This is a genomic window from Salinivibrio sp. MA607, assembly GCF_001996245.1.
Taxonomy (GTDB): Bacteria; Pseudomonadota; Gammaproteobacteria; order Enterobacterales; family Vibrionaceae; genus Salinivibrio; species Salinivibrio costicola.
Window position 1 is genome coordinate 1 of the sequence record NZ_MUFJ01000036.1, and the last position, 17,318, is coordinate 17,318.

The following is a 17,318-nucleotide window of genomic DNA, read 5'->3' on the forward strand; positions in this document are numbered from 1 at the left end:
GTTTTTAGCCTTAAGTGACAACTAAGTCATTAAATCGCTAGCCCAGGCATGGTGCGGATCTTCATGAGTTTTCCCTGGTTTGGGGGATTTTGCGAGGGAGTGGGCGGAAAGAGATGACGGAATACGGAGAAGAGCGGTCTTGTGCTTGCATTGGGGCTCTTGCTCTTTCCGTATTCCGTATTCCGTATTCCGTATTCGAGCTTTTAAATACAGATCACAGAAAAGGCAAGAATCTAGGACCCTAGGCTCTCATCTTCATCATTCCTAAACGCAAATCTTACCAGCACAATGGCGACGGCGAGCATGCCGCCGAGTAAGGTGGCGAGTACACAGATAAGGGCGCGTTTGGGGCCGGCTTTTTCTTCGGGGACAATGGCCGGATCGACGGTTTTAAACACAAATTCATCTTGCACTTCAGCCAGCATCAAGCTTTTGGTTTGCTCTTCAATCAGCTGATAGAACACATTCTGCATTTGCGTGAGGTTGGTGTTTTCTAGCTGTTGGCGCAAGTACGCAATATTGGTGTTAGTTTCTTGCAGCTTATCGGCTTTCATTCGCGCGTTAATCGCCGCCACCAACTTTTCTGTGACGCGTTTTGCCAGTATTGGCGATTCTGACTCAAAGCTAATGGTAACTAAGCCATTATCTTTTTGCTCGTTGATAGCCAGTAGCTGAGAAAACGCTTTGTAAAGCTCCCAGTCTGTGGGCGCTGCAGGCTTGTTCTCTCGAGCCCCTTCAGGTTTTAACCAGGTTTTTGTCTCAGGGTTATAACGCTCAGGGTCAATTACCCACTCGCCCGTTTCTTGGTCCCACGCCTCAGCAGCCAYTAGCGGCACTTCTAGCGCATTAGCATGCACAAACTCGCTAATAAACTGGCGTGATTTTAAGGTAGCGAGCGCTATTTGGGTTTCACTGCCGCCACCGCTGCCAAGGTTAACCCCAGCTAGTGATGCTAATCCACCCAGTTGCCCTGCCATACCGGCCAAGCCCCCACCACCGGATTCATTCGCCGGCGCCAACAAGGCTTCAGATTTGTAGGTATTGGGAAGATAAAGTGAGTAACCCACCCCACCGACTGCAAACACAAAGGTAATCGCAATGATCAACCATTTGCCTTGCCATAACGCGGCAAATAACTCGCGGAGGTCGATTTCGTCAGAATCTACCGGCTGCGAAAGCGGCGGGTAAGGGTAGTGTTCGATATTTTGCTTAGTCATAAACCATGAGGCAACAGAGACTAGAAACTAGAGACTAGAAACTAGGGTTCAGGTGCCATACCTTCCTTTGATTATTCAAGTTGCTACTTTGAGTGCGCGTTTGTGTCGTGTTATCAAGCTAGCAAGGATTTTTGCAATTTCTCTTGCTTCACGGACCATTGCCAAACCAGCTTCTCGTTCTATTTGTTCGGTTTTAATCGCGATTTGCAGCTGAGTAACCAATTCACCACATGAGCCTTTGGCGTAGTAGTAAAAGCGAACTTTTTCTTTTGATGTTTCGCGTTCTTCCCCTTCTGCAATATTTGAGGGTATTGATAGGGATGAACGAAACACTTGATCTTTAAGCGCAAAATTCTTGTTACGCTCAAATGTACTAAATACCGAACACGCTAATTTTGATGAGCGTTGCCAAACACTCAGTTTTTCAAACAGCATAAATTGAGACCTCTCGCCTTTGTGGCAAAGAATACAACTCATCCACTGTTTGTGTTTTTTGTCTTTACATTTCTGCGAGACACCGCTAGAGACTAGAGAACATTCTAGGGCCCGCTCTACGCTTTTCCTAGTCTCTAGTTTCTAGAAGCGAAGCGTCTAGTCTCTCCCTAGTTTCTAGAAGCGAAGCGCTCCGTATTCCCATTCCCGATTATCGATGACTGAATACAAAGTACGGAAAGAGCAAAAGACCAATGCGATCACGAGACTGCTCTTACCCGCTTTAATCTTTAACCGCTTGCCATGCTACGCCCATTTGGTAGAGGATTTGCGTGGCGGTGGAGGCGGTGCTTAGGCCGTCTAGGTAGTCGGTGTCGATTGGGACGATGATGGTGTCGCCGGGTTCGAGTTGTTTTTGACTACGGCTGAACCAGAAGCTGTTGTTGGGCATCATTACTGAGCCGTCGGCGCGGACAACGTAGATGCGGTCGGTGTCGGCTTGTTGTTTGGTGCCGCCGGCGGATTCGATGTAGTCGCTGACGGTCATGCTCGGTTCAAACAGTTGGTTTGAGGTGAATTGCACTTCGCCCATAATGCTGACCACCGGGTTTTTCGGCGGTACGTAGAGCTTATCGCCGTTTTCGATCATGATGTTGGCAACGTCGTCACCTTCAAGTGCGCGAGGCAGTGAAATCACCATGCGGCCAACGGCTTCGGCGTTTTGTAGCTCTTCGGCCAATGATAGGGCTTCTGACGGACTGGTTGTATATTGGGCGCTGCTGGTTTGACGGCGTAGCGCCAGGCTGCTGATTTCTTGTTGCAGTTGGCGGTTGAGCATTTTTAAGCGCTCTTCTTCTTGGCGCTTGAGTCGTTCACGGCTAAACACCGACCCTTTGGGGTAAGCGAATTCGGTTAGGCCGCCGGCGCGTTCAATCACGTCTTGAATGGTTTCGCCACGCTCAAAGGCATACACGCCAGGGAAGCGCACTTCGCCTTGTAGTTCAATGGTGTTGTTTTTATGCCAATTAGGCTTAGTTTTGATGTTAATCCGGTCTTGGCGATGAATAGCAAACTGCGGGCCCTCGCCTTTGATGGCTTTATTTAAATCCACCGGATAATGACGCACGGTCAAACGGCCCTCCACCACTTGGCGCCGTGAGATCTCGGCTTGCTTAACGTAGGCCGCTTCGGTCAGCCCACCAGCAGCATCGAGTAATTGCTCAAACGAGGCATTGGCCGGTAATGGGTACACGCCCGGGTATTTTACCGCGCCACCCAGCTCTACAATCGCAGCATTGTATTGATTGTTGGCTTGGTCTTTTAAGCGCTCGATGATTGGCTCAAGCTCTTGCTCGCGCAGTGAACGTTCGCCTTCGTCATCACGCTCTGCCAGTTTTTTCGCTAACTTTGATTCGTTTTGCTTGGTTTGGCTTTGTACTTCTGCGCCGGTTTCTGCATCAATGTAACTACCGCCATTGCCCTTTCGGTTAAGGCGTGATTTATCCACTTTTGCCGATTGACGTTGATCCCAGTATTGGCTGTCGATGCCGTTATTAAACACAAACACCTGGTCGCCTTGTTGCAAGCGCAAGTTATCTGGCGAGTTGGGGTGGTCAATGGCTTGGCCCAGTTTAAATTGCAACACTTCAATATTGCGCTCAGCGTCGATTTCGCGCACCACCAGCGCATAATTAAGATCGGCGGTGGGTTTTAGGTCGCGTTGGGCATTGCTGACCAGATCGGCAATGGTCATCCCCGGCTCAAAGTTGTAGGCCCCTTGGCGAACAACCTCACCACGAAGCACCACGGCGTTGTCGAGCGCGTCGTTGCTTTGGGCGATTTTAATGTCGTCGCCGTTTTTTACCGTAAAGGCTTGGCCTTTGCTGGTGCTCATGTCGAGGCTAAATTGCTGAATACCCGACTCGGTCACGCGTTTAACGCTAACGCTCGACAAGTATCCTTCTGGTAGTGCGCCGCCTGCCATATTGATGGCGCTTGCAAGGGTGGTTGGGCCATTCAGCTCATATAATGCTGGGCGCAATACTTCTCCCTCAACGGCGACTTGGGCGCCACGCGCAGGCACAAACAAGGTGTCGCCTTTGAGTAAGCGCACATCGTTGCTGCTGTCGCCGGCGAGGAGCAAGTCGTATAAATCTAAGGTTTCAATCACCTTGCCATTGCGCTTTAACTGAATATCACGCAATGAGCCACTGGTTTTGATCCCGCCACTGGCCAACAAGGCTTGGGTTACCGTGGTTAAGCCGTTAACAGTGTAAGCGCCGGGCTGTTTGACATCGCCCGCAAGATACACCTGCATGGTACGCATGGCACCAATATCAACGGTAACATCCACGCCAATCACGCGCTGCTCGAACATGGCTTTGATTTGTTCGCGCACTTTACCGAAGGTCTCGCCAGCGACTTGCATCGGGCCATATTTAGGGAAATGGATGTTGCCATCACGCTTGACGGTGAGATCGTATTGCTGGTTTTCTTTACCAAACACTTGAATATCAAGGGTATCACCTGGGCCGATTTGATAATCGCTTGGCAGTGGTAAATCATCGACCGACGCCATGGAGGCGGGTTTGCCATCAAAAAAGGCATAACCGAAAGGTTTGAGTGTGTCGTCGTCTTGGCTTGAGGCCTTGCCGGGGTGGCGTATGTTATCCGATTGGCTTTGCTCACCGCCGATGCGCTCGGGTGTTTCGGGGGTGGTATTCGCATTTTGCTGTTCGTTATCACTGCTGCTTGTCGATAAGCTATCAAGATCCACACCGTACTGGCGTGCAAGCTGCTCTTGTTGTGCGCGGGGTAGTTGCTTTAACTGTTGCAGCTGGCTGGCGGTTGGTGTGGCCGCCTCGGCGTGCGGGGCTGTTGTGAGCATCGCCGCGCCCAGTAACAGAGCGGGGGCACAGGACAATAGCGCGGGGGCACAACGGGTCAGGCCGCGCATAATAGTGGCGCCTAATGGCCGCCCGGTTGAAGATGAAAGCGTTAACATAGTGAGCGTGATCCGTACTTATTATTCACAGTGATAGTTGATATCAGCGGTCGTTGTTATCAGTCATTGCAGGTTAAGCGGCGATTAAAACCGCATCTGATATTTGAGCCAAACTCGTGTATTGGCGTCTGCCACATTGGGCGCGTCGTCATCGGTTTGGCTGGCGCCTAGGGTGACCATGACCGTTGCCACCGGCAGACGATAGCTGGCTTCAATTTCGTGCCAGTTGTGAGTGGCTTGTTCCCGATCCGCCAGCATTAATTTAATCGCATGATCGTTATTGAACTGGGTATACACTGCCACCGAACGACTGTTATCTAATCCATATGTGGTGCTGTTGCCACCGAGTTGATCGGAGGATAGCTGTTGGTCCACCGCTGGGGTATTCGCCAACGACGACTCAAAGCCATCGTGGGTGGTTTGCTGCTCAAGCACTAGACGCACGCTTTGTCGCGCGATCTCGGTTTGACCACTCCAGCCAATTAAGCTGGTTGCCAACTCTTGGCCTTGGTAGTTGCTGGCCAGTTCGGTATAGAGTGCGTGAGCAACCGGCCAATCAAAGGCGGGCAAGGCGAGTTTGGCATCCCATGCCCATTGTTCGCTGATTTGGCGCTCGCCGTTTGGATCTTGCCATTTTTGATAGCTGACCCCGTGTTGAAACTGGCGAATCGGCTGGCTAACCAAACGTGCTGCCCAGTGGGTGTCGTAACCGGTTTTGTCTGGTAATTGGTAGACGGTGTCGAGCGACCAGTATCCTAATACGGGAAGGTAATCACCTAGATAGCTGAGTGAGGCGCTGGGCGCGGGGGACGACTGATTGCCCCATATGAGATTGTGTTGCCAGCCTTGTCCCCACCAGCGGTCGATTTGGCCAAGCGTAAATAACCAACGGCCGTCGTTTAATGCTAAATAAGACCCCTGCCAGGTGTATTCTTTATCGCCATTCGCGTCTCGGCGATATTGGTTAGCGACTTTAAAGGCAAAACGATTACTCATGTATTGGTACGCCGAGCCGATTAGCCATTCATGCCGCGGGGTGTCACCGTAGTCTAGAGCGGTGGCCGGGTCATTGGCCCAATATAGGTCAAACTCAATCGGCGCACGATTAAATTTCGCGGCATGCGCGCGGTAGCGGACGTGGTTGCGGGCGGTATTAAGCATGTCATCACGCGCCGTCATCCGTGCCGATTGGCCCGTGTTGGCGTGTTGACGTGGCGCTGTGTCATCGTAAAAGCTTGACCAGCGTAACGGGTAGTGGTTAATCGGCCCGTTGAGCTCACCGGCATCGGACAAGGCGGTAAGATCAGCGCGCAGAAAAGGGTCGTTGGCCTCAAGCCATGGCGACGCCGCCACCGATGTGCTCATCAGCAGCACCAGCATCGCCAGGGTTTGACCGTAGCCAAGCTGAAGCGATGTAAAGTTCATCCGTTTTGAACATGTCATAAGTGATTTAACAACGCTGCAAATGTGAGAAGAAATGACTGTACGCTCACGGGCTAGCCGTGCCATTTGGATACGCTACCGCCCGGAGGTGTCGCTCCCCTGTGCGCGGTGATTGGTTTTTTTGTCCTATTTTTGACAATTTGAGTGACGCCTTTATGACACCAAACCGCTATCCGTCTCGTATATTTACACTCTGTGCAACGCGCTGCTATTGGCATCCAGTGTCGATTGGATACGCTACCGCCATGAGGTGTCGTTCCCCTTGTACGCATTTGCGGTTTGTGGCTGTCACTCTATTTATTCAGCACTGCCCGACACGGTAACACGCGTTTGCTTACTCGCTGCCCAGTACAGTGCGTCAAATGTCTGACGTATTCTACATAGCTCAGCGGTCATTTAAAGTGAAAACCGATGAGAAATCACTTGATAAGATCAGTTTGACTGTTTTGTCGTCAACTCTGTTGGAAAAAGAAGGGATAGATCACGGAATGGGGAAAACTAGGGACTAGAGGCTAGGGAAAGCAGCCTCGTGCTCGCATCCGGGTTTTTGCTCTTTCTGTACTCTGTATTCCATCATCGGTATTCGGGATCTTGAATACGGAGCGCTGCGCTTACGGACTACGGAATACGGAATACGGAATACGGAATACGGAATACGGAAAGAGCGTATCGTGCCAGCTCTGGTAGCTAAAGTTCCTAGGGCCTAGGATCCTAGGTCCTAGGAACTGCCCTGCGCGCCATCCGACATTAAAGTCAATATTGGCGCCGGTGTTATAATTGGCGCCAATCGTGACAGGCGCAGTGCAACTGGCGCCCAAGCAGCCTCGTGCTCGCATCAGGGCCTTTGCTCTTTCTGTGCTCTGTTCAGTCATCGGTATTCGGGAGCTTGAATATCGCGTAGGTCGGCATAAGCGCCTTCTCGATCACACAAGCTTGGTGTGATTTGCGCCGCGCGCCATCCGACATTAAAGTCAAATTTGGCGCCGATCGTGACAGGCGCAGTGCAACTGGCGCCCAAGCAGCATCGTGCTCGCATTGGGGCATTTGCTCTTTCTGTGCTCTGTTCAGTCATCGGTATTCGGGAATGGGAATACGGAATACGGAAAAAGCGTATCGTGCCAGTTCTGGTAGCTAAAGTTCCTAGGGCCTAGGATCCTAGGTCCTAGGCACTGCTTTATCCATTTAACATCGCGCCTAGCGCTTGCTGGCTGTCGGGTTCTCCATGGATTAAGTGGATCTGCTTTGGGGGCGGTTGGATGCCTTGCACGAAGTTGACCAGGTCATTTTGATCGGCGTGGGCGGAGTAACCGGAAATTGTGTGGATTTGCGCGTTAATCCTGACAGGGATATTGTCTATCCACACTTGTTGGTTGCCTTGCTGAATATCGCGGCCGAGGGTGTGTTGGGCTTGGTAGCCGGCAAAAATCACATCGGTGCGTTTGTCTTCAAGTAACGCGGCAAGATAGTTCATGATGCGACCACCTTGGCACATGCCGGAGGCGGCGACCACAATGGCCGGCTCACCGGTTTGTTTTAGGCGGTTCACCAGTGCTATGTGCTGGCTGTGTTCATCAATGGTGATGCACTGCTCAAAGGCTAGCGGGTGGCGGTGTTGGTTCAGTTTGGTTTTTGCCTCTTTGCTCCACAGCTTTTTAAACTGGCGATAGTGACGGGTCACTTTTTGCGCCATCGGCGAGTCGAGAATGATGGGGAGCGCATCATCAAGCTGCTTTTGGTGAATAAGCTGCTCGATATCAAACAATAGCTCTTGGGTGCGCCCGACACTGAACGCGGGGATCAATATCGCGCCACCGTCTTCGAGTGACCGTTGAATAATCGCCTCGAGCCGCTGAGCGCGCATGGCGACGGACTCATGGGTTTTATCGCCGTAGGTGGATTCTAAAAACAAGATATCGGCACGGCTTGGCGGGGTTGGATCGGGCAACAATGGCGTGTTGCTGGGCCCTAAATCGCCAGAGAACACTACGCGCTGCTCGTCGGGCAGTTTTAATTCGACATAGGCCGAGCCCAAAATATGTCCGGCCGGTTGCAAGCGCAAGTAGGTCGCAGGCTGCCCTTTTTGCTTAGGCTTTAGCCGATGCCAAGTATGGTAAGGCAGCGTCACTGTTAACTGACGGATACGGTCGAGTACGCGCTGACGATGGCCATAACCCATATTAAGTCGCAGTTTTAAAGTGTCATCAATCAATAGCGGTACCAGAGCGGCGGTGGCCTCGGTGCAATAAATGGGGCCGTTAAAGCCAGCCGCCAATAGCCAAGGCAGCAAACCGCAGTGGTCGATATGGGCATGCGTGAGGATCAATGCATCAATACGTTTGCCGTTGAGGTTTACCCTCGCCTCTCGCGCGTCATCACCTTGGTATTGGCCGCAGTCAATCAGCAAACGTAAGCCGCTTGGTTTTATATCCACTTGGTGACAAGAGCCCGTCACGGTTTGATAGCCACCATGGTGGGTGACAGTGAGGGTGTCGGTGTTGATTGAGGTTTTTAGTGAGGTGTTGGGCGAAGTGTTGGGCATAGTTACGTCCTTGTTGGGAAGGGCCTAAGGGCCTAGGGTCCTAGATCCTAGGTCCTAGAAAAAGAATACGGAGTACGGAATACGGAATACGGAATACGGAAAGAGACTAGACGCTTCGCTTCTAGAAACTAGAGACTAGGAAGAGCGTAGAGCGTAGAGCGTAGAGCGGGCCCGAAGATGTTTTCTAGTCTCTAGTCTCTAGTCTCTAGTCTCTAGTCTCTAGTCTCTAGTCTCTAGTCTCTAGTCTCTTATCATCTTATCCATCATCTGTTCTATCAACGGGCTTGGGTGGTTGTTGTCGTCGGTGAGAAAGTATGTGTGTCCCCAGCTTGGGTCGAAGTGGTCGTTAAAGGCGTCGCAGTCGGTGACGGTCACTTTGTTGACGGGGAGCGCGTCGAGGTTTTCGGGGCCGGTCATGCCCAGGCGGCGGGTGACGGTGCGGTGACGTACGTTCACCACTTTTGACGCGGCCATGGCGATATCGTCGGCGGCATAATAGACATGCACTTGTTTGGCGGCATCGAGGACGGCCCTGCCCGGCTGGTGCGGCTCTAGCGCTTGGTTATCAACATCGGCGGCGATCATAAAGATATGCCGAAACCATTGTGGCATGGTGTCGAGCCCGGCATGTTGGTGCCAATGAGTAAAGGTGCTGATGAGCGTGCGGTTGCCCATGGAATGCGCGAGCAGGTTCATGCGCCGTTTGCACGGATTGGTTTGTTGCTCGGGGGCGCGGCGCCAGTCATCAAACATCGCCAGTAAGCGGCTAAACGCCAAGCCTGACGCGGTGGCGGCAAGTTGGTCGTCCCAGTAATCATCAATCGCGCCGAGCCGGCTATCGTCATCACATGGCCAAATAATCGGCACCACCAGTATGGCGTTGGGTGACAGGCGATCAAACTGGTGTTGTAAGGTCTCCGCTATCGGAAAGATGTGACTTTCCATTTGGTTGTTATAACCATGGAGCAAAAAGAGTATTTGGGTATGCGTGGGTAAGGCTTTCAGTTTGGCCATAAACGGCGCAGCGGTGATCTCTTGGTATTCACCCTGCCCGGCGCGTTGGCAAAAATACACCCACTTTGAGATGTCGGTATTTTGGTGATCAAAGCTTAGCCAGCGACCTGGCTCACTGGTCGGCCCTTGTTCGGGTATACGGCTGGTAATAAATAACATGGCATCATCCACCGGTTATGAATGTGCGGGGGAGGATAAGCGAGGTAGGTCTTTGAGCAGTATGGTTTTTGGGGGATTTTGCGAGGGAGGATACGGAAAGAGTCGAGACGCTTCGCTTCTAGAGACTAGAGACTAGAGACTAGAAAAAGCAGCCTCGTGCTCGCATCGGGGCTTTTGCTCTTTCTGTACTCTGTATTCAGTAATCTGTATTCGGGAATTGGAATACGGCAAGAGCCTATCGTTCCAGCCCTGGTAGATAAAGTTCCTAGGGCCTAGGATCCTAGGTCCTAGGAACTGCTTTGCGTTTTTCCCTCAATCCGCGCCGAATAAGTCGCGGGTGTAGACTTTGCTTTCTACATCACGGATCTCGTCGACCATGCGGTTGGCGACAATCACGTCGGCGCGTTGTTTGAAGGTATCCAAGTCTTTGATCACGTCTGAGTTAAAGAAGGTGTCTTCTTCAAGCACGGGCTCGTACACCACCACGTCAATGCCTTTGGCTTTAATGCGTTTCATGATCCCTTGGATGGCTGAGGCACGGAAGTTATCTGAGCCCGACTTCATTACCAAGCGATAGACGCCGACGACTTTAGGTTCACGCTTGATGATCGCATTAGCAATAAAGTCTTTGCGGGTGGTGTTGGCGTCAACAATGGCTTGAATAATGTTGTTGGGCACGTCTTGGTAGTTAGCCAGCAGTTGGCGTGTGTCTTTCGGTAAGCAATAGCCGCCGTAGCCAAATGAGGGGTTGTTGTAGTGATCGCCAATGCGTGGGTCTAGCCCTACCCCTTCGATAATCTGGCGCGCGTCCAAGCCGTGGGATTCGGCGTAGCTGTCCAGCTCGTTAAAGTAGGCCACGCGCATCGCCAAGTAGGTGTTGGAGAACAGCTTCACCGCCTCGGCTTCGGTGGAGTGGGTAAACAAGACCGAGATGCCCGATTTGACTGCGCCTTGCTGTAACAGGGTCGCGAATTGACGGGCGCGCTCGGATTGCTCGCCGACAATGATTCGTGATGGATATAAGTTGTCGTAAAGCGCCTTGCCTTCGCGCAAGAACTCGGGTGAGAAGAGGATATTTTCGCAGTCCATCTTGCGTTTAATGTCTGCGGTATAACCGACTGGCACGGTCGATTTGATCACCATCACCGCATCGGGGTTAATCGCCATCACATCTTTAATCACTGCCTCGACTGAGCTGGTATTAAAGTAGTTGGTTTCGGGGTCATAGTCCGTAGGGGTGGCAATGATCACAAAGTCCGCGCCTTGGTAGGCCTTTTCTTTGTCGAGTGTCGCGGTAAAGTTGAGTGGCTTTTCTGCTAAAAACTGTTCGATTTCGGCATCAACAATCGGTGATTGTTGGTTGTTAAGCAGGTTGACCTTTTCTTCTACGATGTCGAGTGCGACCACTTCGTTATGTTGCGCCAGTAGCATGGCGTTTGACAGGCCAACGTAACCTGTTCCAGCAACTGCAATTTTCATTGGTTTTCCTTAGGTAATGTCTGGAAAAATGGTATCACGTGGGGGGCTCTAGGGGAAAGGTCCTAGGTCCTAGACGATAGAATACGGGAAAGAGACGAGACGCTTCGCTTCTAGAAACTAGAGGCTAGAGACTAGGTAAAGCAGCCTTGTGCCCGCATTGGAGTTCTTGCTCTCCCGTATTCAGTACTCCGTATTCGGGAAGTTGAATACGGAGTGCTGCGGTTACGGATTACGGAAAAGAGCAAGAAAGGCTCGAGACCCTTTAACCTGGGCCCTAGGGATTACTCGTCGATATTTGATAGTGATCGATGATTTTCTTCTGTTGTGCCAGTTGCTCTCGCTCGTAGGTGGTGAAGAGCACGGGCAATGAATCACACTTAGGTCACTATTATCAGTAATACTTGGATCGTTGTGTTCTGCCATTAACGCAGCGAGGGCTTGCTGTTGATCGGTGTTGTCGTTGGTGTACATTACGCTGATGTCATAGTTAGATAATGTACCCGCATTATTTATAACGGCATTAACATCGTTGTCATCAAACATCGGAATAGTTTGCTGCGCATTTGCCTCAGCGTAGATAACGTGTGTGACTGTTGTTGAGCTATTTGTGGCTTGGTAGGCAATCCGTTGGATGCCCGCTTGGCCGTCAGCAGCGTTGCCATAGGCTGTTAACATTCCACTTCCATCGATATTCGCGTTTGTCTGTTGTGGAACTGTGACACTATCTGCCAGATCCGTACGACCTAATCCCGCGTGTAGTTGCGTATCAGACAATTGTTGCGCGGTCGATAGTTGCCATTGATCACCTGAAGCGTCAACGCTTCCTTCTGCGATTAAAAAGTAATCTAGATTACTATTGTCTGGATCATAGCGGTAGGTGATGGTGTCATTCGCACTGTGGGGCAAGTTTTGCCAAATATAGGGCGTTTGCTGGTAGTCGACGTAGAGACCGGCAGAGGTTAAGTCGTAGGTGCTCGCAGGGGCTATCCAGCTGTTGCTTTCGATTAGTTTGTCAAGCTCCTCTGTAGTATTATTGGACAGATTAAAGAATTTGTAATCTGTGATTTCTCGGGGCTCTTCGATGTCAGTGATATCAGAATTAGAAGGATCACCCGCAGATTTTTCTGCATATCCTACCCCTAATGCACTCCTAAATACTCTGCTGACCGTTTTCGCGCCAAAGTTTGATGAAAGCGCTCGCTTATCTGGCGTTGTGATACCAACGCTATGCGCATCAGAGCCAATGGAAACATCAACCCTAACATTTGAATACTCTCGTTCACCCGGTTTGGTTGCGCCTGAGGTTACGCATCGATCATTATTACTGACGCTGTCGACAGGGTAACCAAATAGTACAGACTGGCTTAGTGCATTTTTCTGATAGGATACCGCACGGATATCGTCCGCTTTTGCCAGAACAAACGAAACATACCCCTCTTCTGGAACAATTGACTGATTAATGCTTAATTTATTCGATCCGATATCATAGGTGTCAGTCACGCTACCTAGCTTATCTTGTATGAGAATCGTTCCAGTCGTGTTACTACCACTTATTACCTGATCTTTGGTTGCGAGTATTTGTTTTCCATCTTGTTTTTCGCCATAGACAGCACAATTGCTATCAGGAGATGACTTTGCATAAATAGCTGCAAACTCAAAGGTATACTTAGGCGTTGGCTTGGGCTGGCTGCTGCCGCTGTCGTCGCTGCCGCCGCCGCAGCCGGATAAGGTTAAAGGGATAAGAATCGCTAAAAGCTGTTTGTTAAACATGGTTGATACTCTTTTGATTTTTGAGCCAATCTGGCGGCAAGTGCTTGCCTTTGAATGTCTGATAGCGTGATTTATGCAAAAAGTGAGCCGGATCTATTTGGTTGTCACCACTGATAGGTATAACCAATTGCAACATTAATCACGCTCGCTTGCTGATAGTCGGTGTTGTCAGCTTTTACCGCTAAATGAATACCGTGACTCGCAAGCTTTGCGCCCCATGATTGCGTTTGCGGTGTATAGCTGATTTCCGTGTAGACCCGTTGGTTCCACTGTCTACTCCACTCAACATCTACCAAATACAAGTCACCAACACTGAATAGCTTGGTCGATATGGATTGATCATCAACTATGTATGCGAGCCTAGTATGATATTTAGTAGGTAGCGTTTGGATATGGTCTTGGTAGCCTAAAATCGCTTTTGCCGCAGGCCTGACCGAATCAAAGCCATTATCGTCGGTGTCAACACGCGCAGAGTTCGCTTCGGCGCGGTTATAGGGCGCATCAACCCAGCTAATCCTGCTATATACATCTTGCGCATAAAAAGAGAACAGCCCTTGTTCATGAAACAACCACGTAAATCCGAAATCGGTCGTGTATGCATAATCACTCTTAGGCGCTCGCATGTCATAGCCAAGTAATTCATCTTCTGTGAATGAATAGTCAAGATAAAGTTGGCCTTGATAGTTTTTTTGACTTCTTTGGGTAAAGTCCCCCCATAACTTACCATCCATAAGCTCTTTTGCGTTTAAATAGCTAACGGCAAAATGGGTGTGGAAGTTATCGGTTATGCTTGGTGAGTAAGCTAACTTTATACCTTCACTTATCAGGTGATTAGCTTCAAGGTATATATTATAGTTATTGTTTTTATCTAAGTCTTCGCGATTAGTCGTTTGTGCATGGACTTTTAATGTGTCTGAACTGTAGTCTAAATACCATTCATAACGAGAGAATATCGCGAGCGATATATCTTGATAGCCGACACCAAGCTCTGCTTGGTTGAATGTGTATGCATATTCGGAGCCATAATCGTACTTCCCTTTATTTCCCTTTACTAATTGATAGACAGAATTATCTTCCACATATCCGCTGGCCACCACATTGGAAAAAACCTGCCATTCTTTATCTTGATGTGGAATTGGATACAAGCTCAAGTTTGATGCCAACAAAGTTGCTGTTAACGACATATTTTTCTCTCTTGGTTATTTAAAAAGCCACAACATTGGTTCGTTGTGGCTTTTTTCTCGTCATCAACTTGAACGATTAAAACAAGGTATTGAGTTCGAACTTATCATTACCTAGTGCATAGTTAACTAAAATAACATCATTTTTGGGCTCTTCGATTTTAGCAACAGCTTTACCTTTGACGGTAATTTCGCCAGCCGTCTGCCCTTCTTCATTTTCATAAAGCGTCATCGTGGCGTTGTCGTCAGTGATCACTATTTTTGTTGGATCATCACTTTCGGGATCAATTAGTGTTGTTAGATCTAGCTCGTTTTCATTATATTTAATCTCACTGCTCACATCATATCGAAGCAACGATGGCCGTGTCACTGTTGCAGATAGACGTGCTTCTTGTTGCTGATCTTTGTCTTTATCCAGCACCGTTGACAGACTTGCTGTTATACTCCCTCTAAGGTAGTTATTTCTGTCCTCTGCGACATAATTACCATCATTATCCATACCCGTGCTAAGACCCGAGTCGCTATCGCTGCTTTGTGAGTTGCTATAGGCGTACTCGTTTACATCTAGCTTTTCTCCCCAGTGCCTCCATATTTCTGATGTTTGTTCAAAATAAACAATACCGTTGGGGTTATTAAGCTCGACTGCTAGCTTAGCAGAGAGTGTCGCGGTAGTTGTTTCTAGTCTTCCATCAAAGGTTGTGTTGATTGCCGCTGCAGTAAACTCAGATTCTTTTTGACTCTGATATTCGTCTTCGTAAATGCTTGAGTCATCAGCATCAGCTTCGAACTGACTTTGACTGTTTTTATCTATGCTCTCGCGTACATCTTTGGCATCCAGAGTAATATTACCGGTGAATGTTACACCATTGACAAGATCCATTGTTCTTAGACGAACATTATTTAAATCGACTTTAATATCTCTAAGCGAGTTATCTTCAGACGTAGAGGAGGTGTGTTCTTGCCCTGTGAGCTCCTGCCAATTCCCATTCTGAGAATCGGTGGAGCTAATCCCGTCTTGATAGTTACTTTCAGAACTGAAGTTGAGATCTTGGACGACTAAGCGACCTGCATTTTCTGTGTCACCACCACTCGACAATATAACATCTGACTCTTGTGAACGAAAAGAGACTATCGTGATATTACTGTTAATCGTCTCATCTTCAGTCCACTTTTCACAAGAAACCTCTTTTTGATCGATATCTGACGTGCATGGCTCGTTCTCTAAATGGTTATAATCTATATCTAGTGTGCCACGTACAATAAGCTCAAGGTTATCAGTCTTTATCTTATAAGTTTGCGTTGTTTCATCTACCGCCACCTCATATTTTGATAGTTCATTGCTCGTATCGGGATCCATTTTATTAACAACTGCCAATAGACCGTCCAACAAGCGTTCGATTGCTGTGTTAGTGTCGTCTTCGACTAGGGGATCAATTTGAGAAAGATCATTTTCGAAGTTATTGAAAGCAAGGCTCAGCTTTCCATCTTCTTGGCTGGCATCTAGAACAGTCCGTATTTTAGTGACAAGTGACTTGGCAGCCACGAGCGAGTCACTCTCGATGCTATCAAGCACTTCATTATCTAACTTTATTTGCTCATCTTTCTTTTCTTTTTTTATTTTATCGAAGACAGTTGCATCTATGTCTACGTTTTCTTCTTTTATTTTTTTAACTATTTTTTCGTTTATAGTTTCTGTCTTGTCTAATATCGTATCTCGTTTCTGTTTTGAAACTCTGTCACCATCTTTAATTTCATTGATAACATCATACGCTTTATCATTCGCTTGTTTTTTTAGTAATTCTTCACCAATCACAGCATTAATCTGAGAAATAAATACATCTTCAGAATCGCCGGCATCGACTGCCTGTTTAACTTTTTCAGGGTCGGTGATATCTACTCCACCCTTCTCTCTTATAGTCTCTGAAGAGAGGCCTAGTGCATTCGCTACTAGCTTTTCACCGGCATCAATGGTCGATATTTCAACTTTATCTAATTGGTTGAGACTCTTCACTCTTTTTGTGATCGTATCACTGATTGGTGTAATATTCGCAGTAACAGCATCGGAGTTGGAAGAAATAATTGCTGTTAGCTTAAAGGATTCTTTAACATCAAAGAATTCGCCAAACTCTTTACCATTATCTAGACAGGTCTGGTAATCACACTTCATTTGCGTAATGATATTACCATTATCATCCTTTATTGGTGATAGCACCATTAATATAGATTCGTCTTTTGGCACATCACTAATATTAAAGCGTCCTAGATCATTGGTTTCTCCTTGCTTAATAATAGAGTCTGCACAACTTTCGGTATCTAAGTTTGCTTTGGATGCCTCACAAAGCGTTACTTGACCGTTTTTCACAATCCCTTTGTTGGCAGTCCCTGACACGGTGGCGTTAGAGGAGGATACAGAGGATGAGCCTGCCGAGTCACTATCTGTGCAGCCAGTCAGCGCTAAACTGGCCAAGATAGCACTCGTTAGAAGTGTTTTTTTCATATGCATTGCCTTTTTTTATTTACAACCGAAAATAATAGTAAACAAAAATATGCAAAATATCACTGTATATTGCGTGATAGTTATCACACTTATACCAAGAGATCGAGAGTGTCTACTCGTATCAACTGTCACTTTTATATCAGTAGGTTACGATATGTGTTTAATTAATCGTAATTTAGTCAGTGTTTCTGTTAACGAATAATCGTTTACTTATAAATCAATAGGTAGTGCTTTTATAAATACGCCAAGTCATAAAGAGTCTATACAAGATGTGGTCGCTCTCCTGAGGGCAAACACAAGCGGACAAAATCATCAAACGCCTACTGTTTTGTGAGTTAACCCAAGGCCAAGCGTTGAAGAGCTTGCGTGTTAACATACATTGAGATCATTAATTATCGATGAGTGAGCTAGCTAGCATCAAAGGTGCCTTATTCGCTCTTTTTAGCCACTGCACATAGCAAAAAACCGCCACGAGGGCGGTTTTTTTAATGATGGCGGTGAGAGAGGGATTCGAACCCTCGATACGTTGCCGTATACACGCTTTCCAGGCGTGCTCCTTCAGCCACTCGGACACCTCACCATA

At 48.4% G+C, this 17,318-nt stretch carries 11 protein-coding genes, 1 tRNA gene and 1 pseudogene; 1 reads left to right on the forward strand and 12 read right to left on the reverse strand.

Going from position 1 to position 17,318, the window contains the following annotated elements:
* Nucleotides 1-233: 233 nt before the first annotated feature.
* The 11 genes from BZG81_RS14045 to BZG81_RS14090 form a co-directional block, all read right to left on the reverse strand.
* On the reverse strand, nt 234-1,217 hold the full coding sequence (locus tag BZG81_RS14045; protein WP_077677668.1) for a Wzz/FepE/Etk N-terminal domain-containing protein: 984 nt from the start codon (nt 1,215-1,217) through the stop codon (nt 234-236).
* A 75-nt stretch (nt 1,218-1,292) separates the two neighbouring features.
* Nucleotides 1,293-1,652, reverse strand: a complete 360-nt coding sequence (locus tag BZG81_RS14050) for a four helix bundle protein (protein ID WP_077677669.1) — start codon at nt 1,650-1,652, stop codon at nt 1,293-1,295.
* Nucleotides 1,653-1,932: 280 nt separating this feature from the next.
* The gene (locus BZG81_RS14055) at nt 1,933-4,653 is read right to left on the reverse strand and encodes an SLBB domain-containing protein (protein ID WP_241827398.1); all 2,721 of its coding nucleotides are present in this window, start codon (nt 4,651-4,653) and stop codon (nt 1,933-1,935) included.
* Between the two features lie 84 nt (nt 4,654-4,737).
* Nucleotides 4,738-6,078 (reverse strand): capsule assembly Wzi family protein, encoded by a 1,341-nt coding sequence (locus BZG81_RS14060; RefSeq protein WP_158011852.1) that lies wholly within the window; start codon nt 6,076-6,078, stop codon nt 4,738-4,740.
* A gap of 886 nt (nt 6,079-6,964) precedes the next feature.
* Nucleotides 6,965-7,132 (reverse strand): hypothetical protein, encoded by a 168-nt coding sequence (locus BZG81_RS15640; protein ID WP_158011853.1) that lies wholly within the window; start codon nt 7,130-7,132, stop codon nt 6,965-6,967.
* A 138-nt stretch (nt 7,133-7,270) separates the two neighbouring features.
* Nucleotides 7,271-8,635: an MBL fold metallo-hydrolase RNA specificity domain-containing protein gene (locus BZG81_RS14065; protein ID WP_077677671.1), complete on the reverse strand. Its 1,365-nt coding sequence runs from the start codon at nt 8,633-8,635 to the stop codon at nt 7,271-7,273.
* A 240-nt stretch (nt 8,636-8,875) separates the two neighbouring features.
* Nucleotides 8,876-9,808 (reverse strand): alpha/beta hydrolase, encoded by a 933-nt coding sequence (locus BZG81_RS14070; protein ID WP_077677672.1) that lies wholly within the window; start codon nt 9,806-9,808, stop codon nt 8,876-8,878.
* Between the two features lie 312 nt (nt 9,809-10,120).
* Nucleotides 10,121-11,287 carry a nucleotide sugar dehydrogenase gene (locus tag BZG81_RS14075; protein WP_077677673.1) on the reverse strand — a complete coding sequence of 389 codons (1,167 nt, stop codon included), beginning with the start codon at nt 11,285-11,287 and terminating at the stop codon, nt 10,121-10,123.
* Between the two features lie 222 nt (nt 11,288-11,509).
* The gene (locus BZG81_RS14080) at nt 11,510-13,057 is read right to left on the reverse strand and encodes a hypothetical protein (RefSeq protein WP_077677674.1); all 1,548 of its coding nucleotides are present in this window, start codon (nt 13,055-13,057) and stop codon (nt 11,510-11,512) included.
* 104 nt (nt 13,058-13,161) lie between these two features.
* A complete protein-coding gene (locus BZG81_RS14085; RefSeq protein WP_077677675.1) occupies nt 13,162-14,241 on the reverse strand; it encodes a hypothetical protein in 1,080 nt (359 codons plus the stop codon).
* A gap of 76 nt (nt 14,242-14,317) precedes the next feature.
* Nucleotides 14,318-16,735 (reverse strand): hypothetical protein, encoded by a 2,418-nt coding sequence (locus BZG81_RS14090; RefSeq protein ID WP_077677676.1) that lies wholly within the window; start codon nt 16,733-16,735, stop codon nt 14,318-14,320.
* 290 nt (nt 16,736-17,025) lie between these two features.
* Between BZG81_RS14090 and BZG81_RS15960 the strand changes: the two are divergent.
* Nucleotides 17,026-17,112 (forward strand): annotated as a pseudogene (locus BZG81_RS15960) (transcriptional regulator); the annotation flags it as partial.
* 115 nt (nt 17,113-17,227) lie between these two features.
* On the opposite strand, the gene BZG81_RS14095 reads toward BZG81_RS15960, so the two are convergent.
* Nucleotides 17,228-17,315, reverse strand: a tRNA-Ser gene (locus BZG81_RS14095).
* Nucleotides 17,316-17,318: the final 3 nt, after the last annotated feature.

Coding starts and splice junctions, on each gene's coding strand:
- BZG81_RS14050 (WP_077677669.1), bottom strand. CDS start 1,652: ATGCTGTTTGAAAAACTGAGTGTTTGGCAACGCTCATCAAAATTAGCG.
- BZG81_RS14055 (WP_241827398.1), bottom strand. CDS start 4,653: ATGTTAACGCTTTCATCTTCAACCGGGCGGCCATTAGGCGCCACTATT.
- BZG81_RS14060 (WP_158011852.1), bottom strand. CDS start 6,078: ATGAACTTTACATCGCTTCAGCTTGGCTACGGTCAAACCCTGGCGATG.
- BZG81_RS15640 (WP_158011853.1), bottom strand. CDS start 7,132: ATGCGAGCACGATGCTGCTTGGGCGCCAGTTGCACTGCGCCTGTCACG.
- BZG81_RS14065 (WP_077677671.1), bottom strand. CDS start 8,635: ATGCCCAACACTTCGCCCAACACCTCACTAAAAACCTCAATCAACACC.
- BZG81_RS14070 (WP_077677672.1), bottom strand. CDS start 9,808: ATGTTATTTATTACCAGCCGTATACCCGAACAAGGGCCGACCAGTGAG.
- BZG81_RS14075 (WP_077677673.1), bottom strand. CDS start 11,287: ATGAAAATTGCAGTTGCTGGAACAGGTTACGTTGGCCTGTCAAACGCC.
- BZG81_RS14080 (WP_077677674.1), bottom strand. CDS start 13,057: ATGTTTAACAAACAGCTTTTAGCGATTCTTATCCCTTTAACCTTATCC.
- BZG81_RS14085 (WP_077677675.1), bottom strand. CDS start 14,241: ATGTCGTTAACAGCAACTTTGTTGGCATCAAACTTGAGCTTGTATCCA.
- BZG81_RS14090 (WP_077677676.1), bottom strand. CDS start 16,735: ATGAAAAAAACACTTCTAACGAGTGCTATCTTGGCCAGTTTAGCGCTG.